18 protein-coding genes are annotated in these 19,953 nt (G+C 42.0%); 10 read left to right on the top strand and 8 right to left on the bottom strand.

Annotated elements, in window-relative coordinates:
- The first annotated feature begins 68 nt into the window (after positions 1-68).
- The 7 genes from EXT43_RS20910 to adk all read left to right on the top strand — a co-directional run bounded on the left by EXT43_RS20910 (position 69) and on the right by adk (position 7,261).
- Positions 69-191: a hypothetical protein gene (locus EXT43_RS20910; RefSeq protein ID WP_254907726.1), complete on the top strand. Its 123-nt coding sequence runs from the start codon at positions 69-71 to the stop codon at positions 189-191.
- Positions 192-352: 161 nt separating this feature from the next.
- Complete coding sequence (gene apt, locus EXT43_RS12305; RefSeq protein WP_054551549.1) at positions 353-898, top strand: adenine phosphoribosyltransferase; 546 nt, start codon at positions 353-355, stop codon at positions 896-898.
- A gap of 3 nt (positions 899-901) precedes the next feature.
- Entirely contained in the window at positions 902-3,355 is a 2,454-nt protein-coding gene (gene dnaX, locus EXT43_RS12310) for a DNA polymerase III subunit gamma/tau (RefSeq protein ID WP_130167085.1), read from the top strand.
- Positions 3,356-3,414: 59 nt separating this feature from the next.
- The gene (locus tag EXT43_RS12315) at positions 3,415-3,741 is read left to right on the top strand and encodes a YbaB/EbfC family nucleoid-associated protein (protein ID WP_054551547.1); all 327 of its coding nucleotides are present in this window, start codon (positions 3,415-3,417) and stop codon (positions 3,739-3,741) included.
- Between the two features lie 10 nt (positions 3,742-3,751).
- Positions 3,752-4,360 (top strand): recombination mediator RecR, encoded by a 609-nt coding sequence (recR, locus tag EXT43_RS12320; RefSeq protein WP_054551546.1) that lies wholly within the window; start codon positions 3,752-3,754, stop codon positions 4,358-4,360.
- A 161-nt stretch (positions 4,361-4,521) separates the two neighbouring features.
- A complete protein-coding gene (gene htpG, locus EXT43_RS12325; protein ID WP_130167086.1) occupies positions 4,522-6,435 on the top strand; it encodes a molecular chaperone HtpG in 1,914 nt (637 codons plus the stop codon).
- A gap of 181 nt (positions 6,436-6,616) precedes the next feature.
- Positions 6,617-7,261, top strand: coding sequence for an adenylate kinase (gene adk / locus EXT43_RS12330; protein WP_036967590.1), 645 nt, complete (start codon positions 6,617-6,619; stop codon positions 7,259-7,261).
- 78 nt (positions 7,262-7,339) lie between these two features.
- On the opposite strand, the gene tpx is transcribed toward adk, so the two are convergent.
- Positions 7,340-7,921, bottom strand: a complete 582-nt coding sequence (tpx, locus tag EXT43_RS12335) for a thiol peroxidase (protein WP_062564138.1) — start codon at positions 7,919-7,921, stop codon at positions 7,340-7,342.
- Positions 7,922-8,126: 205 nt separating this feature from the next.
- On the opposite strand from tpx, the gene EXT43_RS12340 reads away from it, so the two are divergent.
- Together EXT43_RS12340 and EXT43_RS12345 are read left to right on the top strand one after the other, a co-directional pair.
- On the top strand, positions 8,127-9,131 hold the full coding sequence (locus EXT43_RS12340) for a response regulator (protein WP_054561731.1): 1,005 nt from the start codon (positions 8,127-8,129) through the stop codon (positions 9,129-9,131).
- A gap of 3 nt (positions 9,132-9,134) precedes the next feature.
- On the top strand, positions 9,135-10,097 hold the full coding sequence (locus EXT43_RS12345) for a diguanylate cyclase (RefSeq protein ID WP_054561730.1): 963 nt from the start codon (positions 9,135-9,137) through the stop codon (positions 10,095-10,097).
- A 55-nt stretch (positions 10,098-10,152) separates the two neighbouring features.
- On the opposite strand, the gene EXT43_RS12350 is transcribed toward EXT43_RS12345, so the two are convergent.
- The 5 genes from EXT43_RS12350 to EXT43_RS12370 form a co-directional block, all read right to left on the bottom strand.
- On the bottom strand, positions 10,153-11,034 hold the full coding sequence (locus tag EXT43_RS12350) for a universal stress protein (protein WP_062564580.1): 882 nt from the start codon (positions 11,032-11,034) through the stop codon (positions 10,153-10,155).
- A 6-nt stretch (positions 11,035-11,040) separates the two neighbouring features.
- On the bottom strand, positions 11,041-12,555 hold the full coding sequence (locus EXT43_RS12355; RefSeq protein ID WP_130167087.1) for a SpoVR family protein: 1,515 nt from the start codon (positions 12,553-12,555) through the stop codon (positions 11,041-11,043).
- Between the two features lie 20 nt (positions 12,556-12,575).
- A complete protein-coding gene (locus tag EXT43_RS12360; RefSeq protein WP_130167088.1) occupies positions 12,576-13,862 on the bottom strand; it encodes a YeaH/YhbH family protein in 1,287 nt (428 codons plus the stop codon).
- Between the two features lie 25 nt (positions 13,863-13,887).
- Positions 13,888-15,810, bottom strand: a complete 1,923-nt coding sequence (locus EXT43_RS12365) for a PrkA family serine protein kinase (RefSeq protein WP_054551538.1) — start codon at positions 15,808-15,810, stop codon at positions 13,888-13,890.
- Positions 15,811-16,049: 239 nt separating this feature from the next.
- Entirely contained in the window at positions 16,050-16,631 is a 582-nt protein-coding gene (locus tag EXT43_RS12370; RefSeq protein ID WP_054551537.1) for a Fe-Mn family superoxide dismutase, read from the bottom strand.
- A 264-nt stretch (positions 16,632-16,895) separates the two neighbouring features.
- Between EXT43_RS12370 and EXT43_RS12375 the strand changes: the two genes are divergently transcribed.
- Positions 16,896-17,234 carry a Grx4 family monothiol glutaredoxin gene (locus tag EXT43_RS12375; protein WP_054551536.1) on the top strand — a complete coding sequence of 113 codons (339 nt, stop codon included), beginning with the start codon at positions 16,896-16,898 and terminating at the stop codon, positions 17,232-17,234.
- A gap of 55 nt (positions 17,235-17,289) precedes the next feature.
- Here the strand turns inward: EXT43_RS12375 and EXT43_RS12380 are convergent, their stop codons facing one another.
- Positions 17,290-18,582 (bottom strand): ATP-binding protein, encoded by a 1,293-nt coding sequence (locus tag EXT43_RS12380; protein WP_130167089.1) that lies wholly within the window; start codon positions 18,580-18,582, stop codon positions 17,290-17,292.
- The gene (locus tag EXT43_RS12385; RefSeq protein ID WP_130167090.1) at positions 18,582-19,910 is read right to left on the bottom strand and encodes a sigma-54 dependent transcriptional regulator; all 1,329 of its coding nucleotides are present in this window, start codon (positions 19,908-19,910) and stop codon (positions 18,582-18,584) included. The genes EXT43_RS12380 and EXT43_RS12385 overlap by 1 nt, the downstream gene beginning before the upstream one ends.
- Positions 19,911-19,953 lie beyond the last annotated feature (43 nt).

A 19,953-nucleotide genomic window follows, 5' to 3' on the forward strand; every position in this document is an offset into this window, starting at 1 on the left:
TTATTGATGAGGGCAGTTCGACTATTATGTGCGCCTTATTTTGTCGTGCTTAAATAAAGGTAGTAACTATGTCGAATGATAAAGACTTTAAAGATCCGTTCAATGCAACTTATTTCATTGCGTTTTTAGCTGTATTCGGTGGCATTGGCTGTCTAAACGCTATTCTTGGTTGGATCACTTCTTTATCTTAATCTGCGCAAGCAAATTTAAGACAATAGGCTGCATAATGCAGCCTTTTTTATAGTTGATATTTCTTGTTAAGTGATTAATTTCGAAACTTGCTACCGACTTTCCTCTAAGGTGATGTTATACTCTCGAGCTTTGTTAGATAAACTTTTTGAGCAGTATAATTATGACTCAAGCAACTTCAACGCTCATCAAACAGAGCATTGCAACGATCGCTGATTACCCAAAGCCGGGCATTATGTTCCGCGACGTAACTACTTTAATGGCTAATGCTGACGCATTTAAAGCAACTATCGACAGCTTTATCGCAGCATATAAAGACCAAGGTTTTACAAAAATCATCGGTACTGAATCTCGTGGTTTTATCTTCGGTGCACCTCTTTCTTATGCACTAGGTATTCCATTCATTCCAGTTCGTAAGCCAGGCAAACTTCCTCGCGAAGTGATTTCACAAAGTTACCAATTAGAGTATGGTGAAGATATTCTTGAGCTTCATACAGACGCAATTGTCCCTGGCGATAAAGTGTTACTGGTAGATGACTTACTGGCGACAGGTGGCACAATCGAAGCAACTGCAAAATTAGTTGCTAAACTAGGCGGTAACGCAACTGATGCAGCATTTGTTGTTTCTTTACCTGAGCTGGGTGGTGAACAACGAGTTGCTGATATGGGCATCAAAATCTTAAAGTTGGTTGAATTCGAAGGCGAATAATTAATGAGTTATCAGGTTCTGGCAAGGAAATGGCGACCACAAACCTTTCACGAGTTAGTGGGGCAGTCTCATGTTAAACAGGCATTAGTCAATGCATTAACACAAAATAGACTCCATCATGCTTATCTCTTTACTGGAACCCGTGGGGTGGGTAAAACAACCATTGCACGTATATTCGCTAAAAGCCTCAACTGCGATAAGGGTATCTCTGCTGAGCCATGCGGCCAATGTTCAAGTTGTACTGACATTGAAGCAGGACGTTATATCGATTTGTTAGAAATCGATGCGGCATCACGTACCAAAGTAGAAGATACCCGCGAAATCCTTGATAACGTTCAATACGCACCAACACGTGGTCGTTACAAGGTATACCTAATCGATGAAGTTCACATGCTATCTAAGCATAGTTTCAATGCATTACTTAAAACATTGGAAGAGCCGCCAGAGCATGTGAAGTTTTTATTAGCGACAACCGATCCACAAAAACTGCCAGTGACGATTTTATCGCGTTGCTTACAGTTTAATTTAAATGCTTTGTCGCAATCAGAAATTCATGATCAGCTTGCCCATGTTCTTAATCAAGAACAGCTAAGTTTTGATGATAAATCATTGTCTGTTTTAGCTAAGGCAGCCGATGGTAGTATGCGTGATGCATTGAGTCTTACAGACCAAGCAATTGCGCAAACCAATGGCAATATTAATCATCAGGCTGTGCAAACCATGCTTGGCTTGATGGATACTCAATATAGCCAAACCATGTTAGCAGCGTTATTGTGCCAAGATGGCGATGCGTTACTTCAAGAAGTAAAAGCGGTCGTTAGCCGAAACCCTAACTTTGTAGCTTTGCTCGACGATTTAATTGCCCTTACGCATCTTATTCAGCTTGTGCAACTTGTACCTAGTGCAGCTGCCCTTGATGATACTAACCGAGATTTTATTGAGCAGGTGGCACAAACCACTGATGCACAGCAAATGCAGGTTTACTACCAATTGCTACTCAATGGTAAAAAAGATTTGCAATGGGCACCCGATGCTAAGCTTGGTTTTGAAATGATCATGTTGCGACTGCTTGCATTCCAACCTACGCAATTTGCACAAAGCCAAACACCAACGAATACCCAGCAGCAGGTTAAGCCAAGTGGTGCCGGTGCACTGCGTGATATTTTGAAAAAATCAACGGCGCAACGTGAACAAGCCGCTTCAGAGCAAGCACCAGTTGCACATAGCTCTGCACAGACAACTGCTGTTTCTTCAGAGCCTCAGCCAACACGAGCTGAGCCTATTCAAGCAGAACCTATTCAAGCAGCCAAGGCAGAAACGGCGCATAGTCATCAGCCTGGCCAGCAAGTTGAAGCAACAGCAGTAGAGCAGCCTGATGCTGGTCAACAGCCTCAGCAATCTGTTGAAACTGCAATGGCCGCTGAAGTTCAACCAGCGCCACAACAGCAAGAGCCAAGCCACTCAGAGCAAGTGCCAGCTGCTGAATACTCATCACCAGAGTATTCTTCGCAAGATTATATGGACGATAATGATGCGCAAATGGACTCATCACTTGCTGCGCAATACGATGATGTGATGAATAGCGCCTATGATCAGGGCTTTACTGCCAATGAAGCATCTGCGCCTCAGCAACAGCAAACTGCACCTGCACAATTACAACAGCAGCAAAGTCAGGCGCAGTCGGCCATTGCTCGTATTTTACAAGACCGCAATATTTCAGGTGCCGGGCGTTTAAGTGGTGCAGCAACGCAAACTAATGCTAAAGCAGAACCACAGCCTGAAGCTAAGCCCAAAGCAGAGCCGCCAGCGCAACAAAGCACAGCCGCGTCCAATATTCAGCCTCAGCAGCAAGCAATGGCTGCTGAAGTAAAAAAGCCCATCCCCCAGCAAGCGGGGGAGAGCAGTAGTAAAGTAAAAAAAGTCGACTTTCGAGAAAAGCATCAAACAATCACCGAAAACTTAGCGCCAGAGTTACTTGAGCAGATCAATCCACAAAAAGCGCCAGAGCCAGTAGTTGAAGAAGCCAGTATTCCGATACCTGATGATTTTGAAAGCCCGATCAGCAGTATTAAATTTGCACACGAACAAGACGAATGGGCGTATTTAATTAAACGCATGGGACTGGGTGGTCGCATGCGCCAATTTGCGCTGCATTCAATCTTTACCAAGCAGAATAATCAGCTGCACATTGAAGTTGATTCATCACAGCGCCATTTAGACAGTGCAGTGCTTAGACAAAAGCTCAATGCTGCATTAAGTGAAATTTATGGTCATAATGTAGAGCTTAGTATCGAGTTTGCTGATGGCGTAATTGATTCACCGTATTTGATTCAACAAAAAATTGATGCGGGACGTCATCAACAAGCGATTGATGTAATAAATAGCGATGAAAATATAGTGCAATTTCAGCAGTTATTTAGCGCTATAATCGATGAAAACAGTATTCAGGCATTGTAATTAGTTACAATAGCCCTTATCTTCATGCCAATTAAAGTAGTTTAGAAAGAGAGACAGTTATGTTTAAAGGTGGAATGGGTAACATGATGAAGCAAGCGCAGCAAATGCAAGAGCGCATGCAAAAAGCCCAAGAAGAAATCGCAAACCTTGAAGTTGTAGGTGAAGCAGGTGCAGGCCTAGTTAAAGTAACTATGCTTGGTAACCACAATGTTCGTCGTGTTGAATTAGATGACAGCCTAATGGAAGACGACAAAGACATGATCGAAGATTTATTAGCGGCAGCGTGTAACGATGCTGTTCGTCGTGTTGCTGAAGAAACTCAAGAGCGCATGAGCAAAGTAACTGGCGGTATGCAATTACCACCAGGTATGAAAATGCCATTCTAAGTGATTTTGTATGCAACTATCTCCTAGTTTAACACAACTAATTGAAGCGCTACGATGCCAGCCGGGCATAGGTCCTAAGTCGGCACAGCGCATTGCTTTTCATTTGCTTGAGCGTGACCGTCAGGGTGGTAAACAGCTTGGTCATGCATTAACCAAGGCAATGGATGAAGTAGGGCACTGTCAATCTTGTCGTACTTTTACAGAGCAAGCTGTATGCGATATTTGTTCAAGTGTTAAACGCCAGGATAGTGGTTTATTGTGTGTCGTTGAATCACCAACCGATGTACTCGCTATTGAGCAAACTGGTCAATACCAAGGTCTTTACTTTGTTTTAATGGGTCACTTGTCGCCAATTGATGGCATAGGACCAAAAGAAATTGGCCTTGATATTCTTGAAAGCAAGTTGCAACAAGGCGGCATTAATGAGGTGATCCTCGCAACCAATCCAAGTGTTGAAGGTGAAACCACAGCCCACTACATTGCTGAGCTTTGTCATAAATATCAGGTAGGTGCATCTCGAATTGCTCACGGTGTCCCTGTTGGTGGTGAGCTCGACTTACTCGATGGTATGACATTGATGCACGCATTTAGCGGACGACGCGCCGTAAACCAAAATTAATACCTGATATGGTATCAAAAGCCTGCTTTAAGCAGGCTTTTTTGTGTATAGCCCCCCAATTTACCCGCTAATTTAATTTTTTGCCTTGAAGTTCAAAAAGCCTGCCCCATATAAAGAGTCATAGTGCAGATTAGACACTTTGTTAATTGGAGATTTACACAATGACTGCAGCACAAAAAGAAACATTAGGCTTTCAAACAGAAGTCAAACAACTATTAAACCTGATGATTCATTCTCTTTACTCTAATAAAGAGATTTTCCTACGTGAGCTTGTATCAAACGCGTCAGATGCGGCAGATAAATTACGTTTCCTTGCGCTTTCTAATGGCGATTTATACGAAAACGATGCGGAACTAAAAGTACGTATCAGTGCCGATAAAGAAGCAAACACAGTTACCATTACTGATAACGGTATTGGTATGAGCCGTGAAGATGTGATCAATTCACTAGGTACAATTGCAAAATCAGGCACCGCAGAATTTTTCCAAAACCTAACTGGTGACCAAAGCAAAGATTCACAATTGATTGGTCAATTTGGTGTTGGTTTTTATTCAGCATTTATTGTTGCTGACAAAGTAACAGTGCGTACGCGTAAAGCAGGCGAAAGCCAAGGTATTGAATGGCAATCTGCAGGTGAAGGTGAGTACACATTACAAGAGATTGATAAACCATCACGTGGTACTGAAATCATTCTTCACCTTCGTGAAGACGAAACAGAGTTTGTTGATGAGTTCCGTTTACGTAGCATCGTCACTAAATATTCAGACCATATTTCTATTCCAGTTGAGATGTATAAAGCAGAAGTACCTGAATCTGAAGGTCCTGACGGCGAGAAAATTCCAGCACAGCCAGGCGAGTGGGAAGGTATTAACCGCGCAACAGCACTATGGACTCGCGATAAGTCAGAAGTAACAGACGAAGAGTACAAAGAGTTTTATAAGCATATCGGTCATGATTGGGAAGAGCCACTAAGCTGGGCACATAACAAGGTTGAAGGTAAAACAGAATACACCAGCTTGTTATACATCCCGAAAAAAGCACCTTTCGATTTATGGAACCGCGAACGTCAATCTGGTTTGAAACTGTATGTGCAACGCGTTTTCATTATGGATGACGCCGAGCAGTTCATGCCAAGCTATTTACGTTTTGTGAAAGGTTTACTTGATTCAAACGATTTACCACTAAATGTGTCGCGTGAAATCTTACAAGACAACAAGGTAACGCAAGCAATCCGTAAAGGTTGTACATCGCGTGTACTGAAAATGCTTGAGCGCATGGCGAAAAACCGCGAAGAAGATTACCAAACGTTCTGGAATGAATTTGGTCAGGTGTTAAAAGAAGGCCCTGCTGAAGATATGGCAAACAAAGAAGCGATTGCTAAGCTACTGCGTTTTGCTTCTACACATACAGATGAAAGCACTCAAAATGTATCGCTTGAGCAATACATTGAGCGTATGAAGCCAGAGCAAGACAAGATCTACTATGTAGTTGCTGATTCATTCGCTGCAGCGAAGAACTCACCACACCTAGAGATCTTCCGTAAGAAGGGCATCGAAGTATTGCTTCTAAGCGACCGTGTTGATGAGTGGATGATGAGCTACTTAACAGAGTTCAGCGAAAAATCATTCCAGTCAATCACTCGTGGTGACTTAGATTTAGGCAACATGGATGATGAAGAAACGAAAAAAGCGCAAGAAGAGTCAGAAAAAGAAGTTGCAGGCCTAGTTGAGCGCATTAAAACTGCACTAGGTGATAACGTTAAAGACGTACGCTTTACGCACCGTCTAACTGATTCTCCAGCATGTGTTGTTGCCGATGAACACGATATGAGTTCACAAATGCAAAAGTTAATGGAATCTGTTGGTCAAACTGTGCCTGAGCAAAAGCCAATTTTTGAGCTTAACCCAGAGCACCAGCTTGTTAAACACTTAAACGTTGAGCAAGACGAAGACAAGTTTGCCCAGTGGTCACAAGTGCTTCTAGATCAAGCATTACTGGCTGAGCGCGGTACTTTAAAAGACCCTGCAGGCTTTGTAACTCGATTGAACAAACTCATGCTAGATTTAAGCAAATAAGCGTTTTAGCGCAATGAGTTGGAAAAGGGAGTAAGGCTCCCTTTTTTATTGCCGCTAATATAGGCAATTGGTATAAGTTACTTGAGGTATAGCCTTAGTTGTGGAAGAATTCAGGCTCTAAAAACAAAACTCCACTGATCGACCATTTTTTTAAGATTAGTATCACACAGAGGACAATGATATGCGCATTATTCTTTTGGGCGCGCCGGGTGCAGGTAAAGGTACTCAAGCTCAGTTTTTGATGGACAAATACGGTATTCCACAAATTTCTACGGGCGATATGCTGCGTGCAGCAATCAAAGAAGGTACACCACTTGGTCTTGAAGCTAAAAAAGTAATGGATGCAGGTCAATTAGTATCTGACGAAATTATTATCGGTCTAGTTAAAGAGCGCATTGCTAAGCCAGATTGCGAAAAAGGTTTCTTACTAGACGGTTTCCCTCGTACTATTCCTCAAGCAGATGCAATGAAAGAGAATGGCGTGGTAGTTGATCACGTTATCGAATTTGACGTTGCTGACGAAATCATCGTTGAGCGTATGGGCGGCCGTCGCGTACACCCAGGTTCTGGTCGTGTTTATCACGTTGTTTATAATCCACCTAAAGTTGATGGCAAAGATGACATCACAGGTGAAGACCTAATCATTCGTGATGACGACACTGAAGAGACAGTACGTAAGCGTTTAGGTATTTACCACGACCAAACTAAACCATTAGTTGATTACTACCAAGCTGAAGCAAAAGCAGGCAACACTCAGTACCACAAATTAGACGGTACTCAAGCTGTTGAAGCTGTTAGCCAACAACTTGGTGAGCTTTTAGGTTAATAGCCTAATTGTTGACATAAAAAAACCGCCGGTGGGCGGTTTTTTTATGTCTGTCTCACTGCAAGTAAAAATTGCGCTTTACAGTTTCTTTAATGCCGCAATAGCGCCATCGTAATCAGGCTCTTTTGAAAGGTTATCGACAAGCTGCTTGTAAACGATGTTATGTTCTTTATCGAGCACAAATACGGCGCGGGTTAACAAGCCCATATCTTTGATAATCAAACCATAGTTCTTACCAAAGTCACGCCATACTGAGTCAGATAAAGTCACTACTTTGTCTATATTCTCCGCTTTACAAAAACGCTTCTGTGCGAACGGTAAGTCTGCGCTTAAGGTTAGCATCGCCACACTTGGGTATTCTGAAGCTACTTTTTCATTAAAGTGTTTGGTTTGAATACTACATACACCGGTGTCTAAACTTGGCACAACGCTTAAAAGCACGGCTTGGCCTTGATAGTTGTCTAGTGTGACTGGCGTAAAGCTGCCATCTACTACTTTAAAATTAGGCGCTTTTTGACCAACTTCAACACCTTGTCCTAGTAAAGTGACTGGCTTAGACTGGGCAGAAACCTTACCAGCATCTAAACTATTTTCTGATAAATCACCTGCATAACTAAACGTGCACACTGCACTTAATGCAAATATAAGTGGACGTAACATAATAAGATTCCTTCAAATTAACGCATTTAACATCAGTGTATTATACTCATGAGGTGGCTCCAAGGATTAGTACAATTTAAAATTGTAAATAACCAGTAGTTTGATTAACATGTGTTCGTGACCCTATTTTTTATATATAAAAATAAGAATAAAGTTGCTAGGCTAATTCGCGTCTAGTTAAAAAGTACGGATTTAGAGAGAGAGTATGTCAACATCGGTATTAGTTTGTGATGATTCAAAGTTAGCTCGTCGACAATTAGCACGCTCTTTACCCGATGATTGGGATATTAAAGTTGAGTTTGCTGAAGACGGTGTTCATTGTATTGAGCAAATCAAAAAAATTCAGCCTGAAATACTGTTTCTCGATTTAAACATGCCTGAAATGGATGGCTACGAAGTACTTCAAGCTATTCAAGAACAAGACCTTCATGTTCTCACCGTGGTTGTGTCTGGTGATATTCAGCCTAACGCTCACCAACGTGTGCTTGAGTTAGGCGCTATCGACTTTATTCAAAAACCTTGCTCTGCAGAAAAGCTTGCTAATATCATCGAGCACCATGGCATTAAAGATAAAGCCATGCGTGAGCGCCTTGCTAATAAGCTAGGTGAGCAAGTTGACCCTGATGTACGTGACATCTATCAAGAGCTCACAAACGTGGCTATGGGGCAAGCAGGGGACTTATTAGCGCGTCTTCTTAATGTATTCGTAAAGCTTCCTATTCCTAATGTAAATGTATTAGAGGTAAATGAGCTCGATATGGCTTTACGCTCGATTGATGCGAATGCCACTACATCGGGTGTGTGCCAAGGTTTTATCGGTGGTGGTGTATCTGGTGAAGCCTTATTGCTATTAAATGATTCAAGTTTTAAAGAAATTGCGTCACTTATGAATTACGAAGGTGAGCTTAACGATAAAGTTGAGCTTGAGCTGCTGATGGATGTCAGCAATATTCTAATTGGCGCGATTTTATCAGGGCTTTCTAAACAGCTCGATATGCGTTTTAGCCAAGGTCACCCTGTGGTGCTAGGACAGCATTGTGATGTGACCGATTTAGTAAAAGCCAATAAATCTCGCTGGCAACGAACGCTGGCGATTGAGATCAGCTATGGCATCGAAAATCATAATATTAACTGTGATTTGATGTTGCTGTTCACCGAGGACTCATTAAAAACCCTTAAGTACAAAGTAGCTTATTTATTAGAAGACTAAACTATGCCTGCAGCCGATTTTAATATGAATGAACTCCATTGGTTAATGGATATGTTTAATACCGTTGATGTAGGCCTAGTGGTGCTCGATAGAGACTACAAAGTATGCATCTGGAATGGGTTTATGGAAAACCATTCCGGCTTATTGCCAAGCGCGGTGAAAGATAAAGACCTGTTTGACTTATTTCCATCAATCGATGAAAAGTGGTTTCGCAGCAAATCTGAGTCTGTATTCATTCTAAATAATCGCTCGTTTACTATTTGGGAGCAGCAGCCGTATATTTTCCGTTTCAAAAATTACCGCCCAATTACCGGTAAAGCGGATCATATGTATCAAAATGCCACTTTTATTCCGCTGACGACGACCACAGGTGAAGTATCGCATATCTGTATCATTATCTATGATGTAACCGATGAAGCGGTGAATAAAAAAGAGCTAGAAGAAGCCAACAGTAAGCTTGAACAAATGAGCCGTACCGATGCACTTACTAAGCTTACTAACCGTGGTTATTGGGAAGAAAAGCTACGCAAAGAATATATGCGAATTGTGCGCAGTGGCGGATGTAGCAGCTTATTAATGTTTGATATCGATCACTTTAAAAAGGTTAACGATGAGCATGGCCATCGCGGCGGTGATGAGGCGTTGCGTCATATTGCAGACTTACTGCGTAAGACTCTGCGTGAAACAGATTTAGCAGGTCGCTATGGCGGTGAAGAGTTTGCGGTAACCTTGCTTGATACTGATCATGAAGGTGCGCATATCTTTGCTGAGCGATTAAGAACACTGATTGAGAACTCATCAATTTACTTTGATGGCAAACAAATCCAACTGACGGTCAGTATTGGTTTTGCGTGCTTCGACGAGAAGTTTGATCGCTACGAAAAGTGGGTTGAAGCAGCCGATAAAGCTTTATATCACTCAAAAGAAAACGGCCGTAACAAGGTCACAGCTTATACAGATTTATAAATAAAGAAGGGGCAAATAAGCCCCTTTCTGATATCAACTTGGTTAAGTTTGCGGGTTAAACCCCGAGTGGCGGTAGAACAAGAATATCTGTTTTAAGTAGCTTCATGACTTTTTCGGCAGTATTACCAATTAAATGACCTTTAATACCTGTATTACCCACCGACCCCATAATCACTAAGTCTGCATTTAATTTAGCTGCAACACTTGGGATCACTTGCTCAACGACACCGGCTTTGATTTTAAGCTTGTCTTTTAAGTCGTGGGCTTCGATTAAGGTACGCTGTGCTACGGGTAGCTTTTCAAAGGCGTTAATCACTTGCTCATCTGAAAATACAATGCCTAAATCACGTAAAAACGGCGATACATGTACGGTATAACAAGCGTAAAACTCGCTGTCGTAGTCTTTAGCATAGGCTAAGCCTGCTTTGATAATTGCTTCGTTTAAACAGTATTTAGTCGCCTTCTCGCTGCCTAAATCAAGGGCTGCCAGTACATTGGTATTGTTACGCCACTTGTTATCGGCGGCCAAATAAAGCGGTAGTGGACTAAAGCGAATAAGCTGCCAGTCTAGCTCTGTAAATTGCGTTTCTTCGTCGATGTGGCGAGTTTTAATCACCATTTCATAGTCTGACGTATCAAGCTCATTGGCTAGCCACTGTACTGGGCTTTCATGCCACAGGGTTTGCAAAGTATAGCTACCATCATCTAAATGCTCACTGATAAGTGGAGCAAGTGCTGCACGGACTTTAGCGAGCTCTTTGTCTTGAATAGCGAGCGCTTCATCAGGTGGAATAGAGAATAAAATGTTATTGGTGTCTTCGTAGCTAAAAGCAACAATATCAATATGCTTCACGCCTTTGGCTTTTTGCTTTGCATGTAATATAGACGTTTTAGCATCGGCTGTAGAGTCGATGATCACCAGTATTTTTTTATTCATTTTTGGCTACTCTGTTGTGTGTCGGGTATCACTGCTTGGGCATTCACCCAATAATGAAACTTCACCTGTTGCGGTTTCTTGTTCCAGTTTTACCTTAAAGCCCCATAGCCTGTAAAGGTGTTTTAACACTTCATCTTTTGATTTAGCTAACGGAATATTGTTATGCGGTACATAACGCAGAGTAAGTGAACGATCTCCTCTAATATCAACATTATAGACTTGAATATTTGGTTCGTGATTACTTAGATTGTATTGTGCCGATAAGGTTTCACGAACCTGGTGATAGCCCATTTCATCATGGATGGCACCGACATTGAGGGTCGGCTCTTTTTCATGATCAATAATGGTAAACAACTTAAAATCACGAATAATTTTTGGTGATAAAAACTGGCTAATAAAGCTCTCATCTTTAAAGTTTTGCATTGCAAAGTGCAGGGTTTCTAACCAATCACTGCCGGCATACTCCGGAAACCATTTCTTGTCTTCTTCTGTTGGATTTTCACAAATACGGCGAATATCAACCATCATGTTAAAGCCAAGAGCATAGGGGTTGATCCCTGAATAATAATTGCTGTTATAGGGCGGTTGATACACCACATTGGTGTGACTTTGTAAAAACTCAAGCATAAAGGCATCGGTGAGCTTACCTTCGTCGTACAGGTGGTTCAAAATGGTGTAATGCCAAAACGTAGCCCAGCCCTCATTCATCACTTGAGTTTGTTTTTGTGGGTAAAAATATTGCGAAATTTTACGCACAATACGAATTATTTCTCGTTGCCATGACTCAAGTAGTGGGGCATTTTTTTCGATGAAGTACAAAATATTTTCTTGTGGCTCTTCTGGAAAACGACGCTCACGTTTTTTCGACTCTTGCTGCGAAGTAGGGATTGTGCGCCACAACTCGTTAACTTGTGATTGTAGGTAGTCCTCACGTTCTTGTTGGCGTTTTTGTTCTTCAAAAAGTGAAATACGTTGCGGGCGCTTGTAGCGGTCTACACCATAATTCATTAACGCATGGCATGAATCAATCAGGTTTTCGACCTCGGTAATACCGTATTTTTCTTCGCACTTGGCAATGTAATTTTTGGCAAATAATAAGTAATCGATAATAGAGCTGGCATCAGTCCAGGTTTTGAATAAGTAATTGCCTTTAAAAAATGAGTTGTGACCATAGCAGGCGTGAGCCATTACCAAGGCTTGCATTGGCAGGGTGTTTTCTTCCATTAAATAGGCAATGCAAGGATCTGAGTTAATAACTATTTCATAAGCGAGGCCCATTTGCCCACGCTTATAGTTTTGCTCTGTTTGAATGAATTTTTTACCATACGACCAGTGGCTGTAGCCAATTGGCATACCCACACTCGAATAGGCATCCATCATTTGTTCAGCAGTGATCACCTCAATTTGATTCGGGTAGGTATCGAGTTTATAAATTTTCGCTACCCGTTCAATTTCAGTTTGATACTCTGCTAATAGATCAAATGTCCAATCAGGACCGTCGCTAATACGTTTATCGGCCATACTTTACCTCACTGGCAAGGCTATGCGGCGCCTTGCTGCTGACGATTCTTTTTAAATAATTCACGGAAAATAGGGTAAATGTCCTCAACGCCACGAATGTGTTGCATGGCAAAATTGTCGTGGGTTTGCACTATTGATTGATACTCTCGCCATAAACTTTGATGAGCACGGGCAGTAATTTCGATATAGGCGTAATAGCGCACCGCCTTTAACAGTTTATTACGTAAAATTTCGCCACAGTTTGGCGAATCATCAGCCCAGTTATCGCCATCAGAGGCTTGCGCTGCGTAAATATTCCACTCTTCTGGGTTATAGCGCTCGGCGATGATTTCGTTCATCAGTTTTAATGCACTTGATACTATGGTGCCACCCGTTTCTTGAGAATAGAAAAACTCTTGCTCATCGACTTCTTTCGCTTGGGTATGATGGCGAATATAAACAACCTCTATATTTTTGTAGCTACGAGTTAAAAATTGATAAAGCAGAATATAAAAGCGTTTTGCCATGTCTTTCGTTGCTTGATCCATCGAGCCAGACACATCCATTAAACAAAACATCACAGCTTTGCTTGTTGGGTGTGGTTGCTTTTCATAATTACGAAAACGTAAGTCGTAATTATCAATAAATGGCACTGCTTTAATGCGGTTTTGCAGCTCCTCAATTTGTCGTTCAAGTAAAGCAATTGCCGCCTTGTCTGGCTGCTCTTCAGCTTGTAGCAGAGCGAGCTGACCCTCAAGCTCTGCAAGGTGACGTTTTTTGCCTGCAGTCATTGCCACTCTTCGAGCAAGCGAGCCTTGCAATGAGCGAACAATATCAATATTGCTTGGCATGCCGTCGTTACAAAAACCAGCGCGATGGGTTTTCATCTGCACCAGTTTATCGAGCTGGTTTTGTTGCAGGTTGGGCAGTTCAAGATCTTCGAACAGTAAATCTAAGTATTCATCTTTTGAAATAGAAAATACAAAGTCGTCTTGTCCTTCACCAGAGTCACTGGCTTCACCTTCGCCACTACCACCACCTTGACCGCCTCCTTGCGGGCGCTTGATTTTGTCGCCCGTCGAAAACTGATCATTGCCTGGGTGGATCTGTTCACGGTCGCCACCACGTCCTTGATGAAAAATTGGCTCACTGATATCACGTTGCGGAATAGAGATACTCTCGCCGCTGGTGGTATCGGTTACGCTGCGCTTATTAATGGCATCAGATACCGCTTCTTTAATCTGTTTTTTATAACGCCTGATGAACCGTTGACGATTCAAGGTACTTTTGTTTTTTCCATTCAGGCGTCGGTCAATAAAATGCGCCATAACAACCCCCTTAAAACAAACGTTTTTACTGCGATTTTCTAACGCGTAAATACCATTCAGAAAGTAAACGTACTTGTTTTTGGGTATAGCCTTTCTCAACCATACGATTGACAAAGTCTTCGTGTTTTTTCTGATCTTCAGCTGAGGTTTTCGCATTGAAGGAAATAACCGGCAGCAGATCTTCGGTATTTGAGAACATTTTCTTCTCAATAACTGTGCGAAGTTTTTCGTAGCTGGTCCAAAGCGGATTCTTGCCTTGGTTGTGGGCACGCGCCCGCAGTACGAAATTAACTATCTCATTACGGAAATCTTTAGGGTTTGAAATACCCGCAGGTTTTTCAATCTTCTCAAGTTCTGCGTTAAGAGCTGCACGGTCAAATAGCTGGCCTGTATCTGGGTCACGGTATTCTTGATCTTGGATCCAGAAATCTGCATAAGTGACGTAGCGGTCAAAGATGTTTTGCCCATATTCTGAGTACGATTCTAAATAGGCTGTTTGTAACTCTTTCCCTATAAACTCTACATACTGAGGAATGAGGTATCCTTTTAAGTGGCTTAAGTAACGCTCTTCAACATCGGCGGTAAATTGCTCTCGCTCAATTTGCTGTTCAAGAACATAGAATAAGTGCACTGGGTTGGCTGCCACTTCAGTGGTATCGAAGTTAAATACCCGCGATAGGATCTTGAACGCAAAGCGAGTAGAAAGCCCTGTCATGCCCTCATCAACACCCGCGTAATCGCGGTATTCTTGATACGACTTAGCTTTCGGATCGGTGTCTTTTAAGCTTTCGCCGTCATACACCCGCATTTTTGAATAGATACTTGAGTTTTCTGGCTCTTTAATTCGCGAAAGGGTGGTAAATTGTGCCAGTGTTTTTAATGTGCCCGGTGCACAAGGCGCATCATGTAATTCACTGTTTTCGAGTAGTTTGTTGTAAATTTTAACTTCTTCAGATACACGTAAACAATAAGGCACTTTGACGATGTAAACACGGTCTAAAAATGCTTCATTGTTTTTGTTGTTTTTAAATGTTTGCCACTCAGATTCATTTGAGTGAGCTAAAATCATACCATTAAACGGCAGTGCACTGATGCCTTCTGTACCGTTGTAATTGCCTTCTTGCGTAGCTGTAAGCAGTGGGTGTAGCACCTTGATTGGCGCTTTAAACATTTCCACAAATTCCATTAAGCCTTGGTTCGCTAAACAAAGTGCACCTGAGTAGGCATAGGCATCAGGGTCGTTCTGTGCAAAGTGCTCAAGCTGGCGAATATCGACTTTACCCACTAACGCTGAAATGTCTTGATTGTTTTCATCGCCAGGCTCTGTTTTCGCAATCGCGACTTGATTTAAAATAGATGGGAAGCGCTTAACCACTCTAAATTGGCTAATATCACCGTTAAATTCGCTTAAGCGTTTTGCAGCCCATGGTGACATCACGGTTTTTAAATAACGCGGTTTAATGCCGTATTCTTTTTCTAAAAGCTCTGCGTCTTCATTTGGGTCAAATAACGCTAAAGGGTGGTCGTTAACAGGCGAGCCTTTGATTGAGTAAATAGGTACCTGCTGCATTAAGTATTTTAGCTTTTCAGCAATTGATGATTTACCGCCACCTACCGGGCCAAGTAAATACAGTACTTGCTTACATTCTTCTAAGCCTTGCGCAGCATGTTTTAAATAAGAGACAATTTGTTCAATGGCATCTTCCATACCATAAAAATCGTGAAATGCAGGGTAGCGTGCGACTACGCGATTAGAAAAGAGCCTGCTTAAGCGCGCATCGGTTGATGTGTCGATAATCTCCGGCTCACCAATGGCCATCAGTAGCCGTTCAGGTGCGCTGGCATAAGCTGATTTATCCTTCTTACAGATCTCGAGAAATTCCTCAATACTGTATTCTTCTTCTTGCGCTGCTTCGTATCGTGATTGGTAATGCTCAAAAATACTCATAGAGACCTCCGAAAACCCGCTAAAATGACGTGTAATTAGATTAAGAGAAAAGCAAAGGCTAATTAAAGCTTAGTCACGATTTTGAATTTTTGCGCAAGAAAATTAAGAATTTAATTGAAAAAAGCTCATCTTGATTACGCTTTTTGGCTGAGGGCTCGGCTGCGACTTAGAAGGGGCGTGCACTGGCAATAAAAAAGACGCCGAAGCGTCTTTTTTTGATTACTGTGTGTAACAGAAGATTAAGCGAAGTTAGCGTTCGCGAAGTCCCAGTTAACTAAAGCCCAGAAACCTTTTAGGTAATCTGGACGAACGTTACGGTAATCGATGTAGTAAGCGTGTTCCCAAAGATCCACAGTTAGGATTGGAGTAACACCTTCATCAGTTAAAGGCGTTGCAGCATTTGATGTGTTAACGATATCAAGTGTGCCGTCAGCTAGTTTAACTAACCAAGTCCAGCTTGAACCGAAGTTGTTTACTGCTTTGTCGTTTAACGCTTCTTTGAATGCGTCGAAAGAACCCCATTTAGCGTTGATCGCGTCAGCGATTGCGCCTGTAGGCTCGCCACCGCCGTTTGGAGATAGGCTGTTCCAGTAGAACGTGTGGTTCCAGATTTGTGCAGCATTGTTAAATACGCCACCTTCTGAAGAACATACGATTTCTTCTAGAGATTTGTTTTCGAATTCTGTGCCTGGGATCAGACCGTTTAATTTCACAACGTAAGTGTTGTGGTGTTTACCGTGGTGAAACTCTAGAGTCTCTTTTGAAATATGTGGCTCTAATGCATCGATTGCGTATGGTAGTGACGGTAGTTCAAATGCCATTTTTTATCTCCATCTTCTTGGTTGATAGTCCACTCAGTTATAGGTAATAGCAAGGTAAACCGCGTACTTCCCTATACCAAGTGGTATTATAGTGTTACTATAATTGTTGAGTATTTTACTCAAGTTTTAGCAAACAGCAATGCTATTGCTAAAGACTATTTAAAATTGTGGCTACGAATGCCGATTTTAAGTTATATATCTGAGGCCACAGTGAAACTTTTTCAAGGCCAATGTAGTAAGCCAATGTCTTTTTTGAGGTTGTAAATGGAAACCATCGATAAAATTAAACAGCAAATTTCTGAAAATCCTATCCTTCTTTACATGAAAGGATCACCAAAGTTACCTAACTGTGGTTTTTCTTCACAAGCATCACAAGCACTTATGGCGTGTGGTGAGCAGTTTGCTTACGTTGACATTCTACTTAACCCAGATATCCGTGCAGAGTTACCTGCATACGCAAACTGGCCAACTTTCCCACAGTTATGGGTAGAAGGCGAGCTTATCGGTGGTTGTGACATTATCATCGAAATGTTTCAACGTGGTGAATTACAGCCACTAATCACTGAAACAGCTGCAAAGTACAAAGAAAAAGACGCTGAATAATTATATTTAGTGTAGAAAGAAGCCGCTGATTGCGGCTTTTTTTATATCAAATTTATCAAGCTGGCAGCAAAACATGGACGCTTAATCCACCTTGCTCGCGGTTATGCAAGCTAATTTGCCCGTGGTGTGCTTCAACTATTTCCCTGCAAAGTGCTAGCCCTAAGCCACTGCCTGTTGCTTTGGTTGAGTAAAAGGGAATAAGTGCGTTTGCCATTACAGCTTCACTCATGCCTTTGCCTTTATCACTCACCGTAATGTGTGTGCCACTTGCTTCTTGTTGCACAGTTAAGCTGACATCTTCGGGGTTTGAACCCGATTCATAGGCATTTTTTAATAAGTTTATAAGTAACTGTTCGAGCTGAGTGTGATCAGCATCAGTTGTCACTCGCTCATCAAGTGATACCTTGACCTGCCACTGACTTTTTAATTGCTCAATCAGTGTCGGCCAGTTAATCGTTGATAGTTGAGGGGTGGGTAACTTGGCAAATTTACCATAGCCTTGTACAAACTCATTAAGGTGTTTTATGCGCTCTTCAATGGTGGTAAATACCCGTTTTAAACGTGGTTCATCGACTTCTTTCGTTAATAGTTGCGCGCTATGAAGCATCGACGACATTGGCCCTAGGGAGTTGTTAAGCTCATGGCTAATGATACGAATAACTTTTTTCCATACCTCTACTTCTTGGCGGCTTAGCTCGCGAGTCAGCTGTTTAAAAACATACAGTTGATGAAACTGATTATTAAGTAATAATCGGCCTGTTGCCATATGCCAAGTTTGTGATTCTTGGTCTGCTTTGTCGAGGGTAAATAAACCATCAACGCCTTTGTGAATCGCACGCGTTAATTGCTCGCAGCTTGAATCTAGTAAGTTTTCAAGCTTGGCGCCTTCAAGGGCTGATTTAGCATCGAGTAAGCTGCGGGCACTGTGGTTGCTATAAACAATAAAGCCTTGGTCGTTGGTCAAAAGCACGGCTTGTGGCGAGCTTTGCAGTACTTTGTCGAGCATCAACTCACGCTGATAAATCCATTGTTTTTCTTGGCGAAGCTGTTTTGCGGTTTGGTTATAAAGCCGGCATAAATCACCAAGTTCATCGCTGCCATCATAAGCTAATAATGTAGCCAGCTCACCATCTTTAAAATTAAGCAGCCCGGTTTCGAGTGAGTTCATACCATCAATGAGCGGAGATGATAATTGCGCGGCAAAGAATCCGCTGATCAAGGTGCAAGCGAGTAGGGCTAATAGGCTGTAAAGCAAGCTTATGCCCGCAAAATAACAAACTAACACAAGCGGCAATGCAGATGCTGCAATACATAAGGTTATGATTTTATATCGAAACGAAAAACGCATTAGTATTCAATCTTAAATTTATCAAGCCTGCGATAGAGCGCTTGGCGACTTAAGCCAAAATGGCGAGCCACTTTAGCAATCACACCTTTGTACTCGCGCATGGCAAGTTCAATCTCTTGTTTGTTAGGCTCTGTTCTTGTTTGTGTTGGGCTGTTAGTTTCAACTTGTAAGCCAAAATCAGCAAGCTCAATCACCCCGGTGGGTTTTAAAACTGCAGCGCGTTTACAGGCATTTTCAAGCTCACGAACATTCCCCGGCCAACTATGGGCGAGCAGGGCTTTTTCTGTACTAAGCGACAGTGTGCGCTCAGGTAAAAAGTGTGCGACCAAAGCTAAAATATCATCTGGGCGATGGGCAAGGCTTGGCAAATTTAACTCAATTACATTTAAGCGGTAGTAAAGGTCTTCTCGAAATTGACCTGCTTTAATTGTATGGCTTAAATCTTCATTGGTTGCTGAAATCACACGCACATTCACTTTACGTGTTTGTGTTGAACCTAAACGTTCAAATTCACCGGTTTGTAAAATGCGTAATAATTTCATTTGCCCAGAAAGTGGTAAGTTACCAATTTCGTCTAAAAATAGGGTGCCACCATCGGCCGCTTCAAAACGACCAATACGCTGTTTAGTAATACCTGTATAGGCGCCCGCTTCTGCACCAAATAATTCAGCCTCAATAAGCTCGCTTGGTAAAGCACCCGCATTAACAGTGATAAAGGGTTTATCTGCTAATAATGAATTGGCCTGTATTATTTGCGCAATGCGCTCTTTACCACTGCCGTTAGGGCCTGTGATCAACACTGAAATATCTGATTTAGCAACTTGAATCGCAAGATTAACAATGTGCTCCATAGCGGTACTTTTATAAACCAAGCCTACTAAATTTGCTTGTTGTACAGATGCGTCACGTTCTTGCTGGTGGCGGGTAAAGGTTTCGTTTTGTTGTTTTGCTTTACCCAGCTCGATTAGGTTATTTACACAAGTAAGTAGCTTGGTGTCGTCCCATGGTTTTGGTAAATAATCAGCCGCCCCAGCTTTGACAAGTTCAACGGCAGTAGAAAGCTCTGTCCATGCGGTGATCAAAATAATCGGTAGGTGAGGATTAATGTCTCGTAAGGCATAAAAAAGTTCTTTGCCTTCTTCGCCGGAAGTGGTGTCGGCGGTGAAATTCATGTCTTGAATAACAAGCGCAATACGTTGGTATTGTACGGCCTGAATTGCCTCAAACGGGTTACTTGCTGTAACAACATCAAAACCGTGAATTTCGAGTAATAACGACAATGCATCCAAAATGGCTGGGTTATCGTCGACGATAAGTATTTTTTCCATATTTTTGTTTTAGTTATTTTCCTAATAAGGGTGCAAGATGAAT

Origin of the sequence: Pseudoalteromonas sp. CO109Y (genome assembly GCF_004208935.1) — a bacterium.
Lineage (GTDB): Bacteria > Pseudomonadota > Gammaproteobacteria > Enterobacterales > Alteromonadaceae > Pseudoalteromonas > Pseudoalteromonas shioyasakiensis.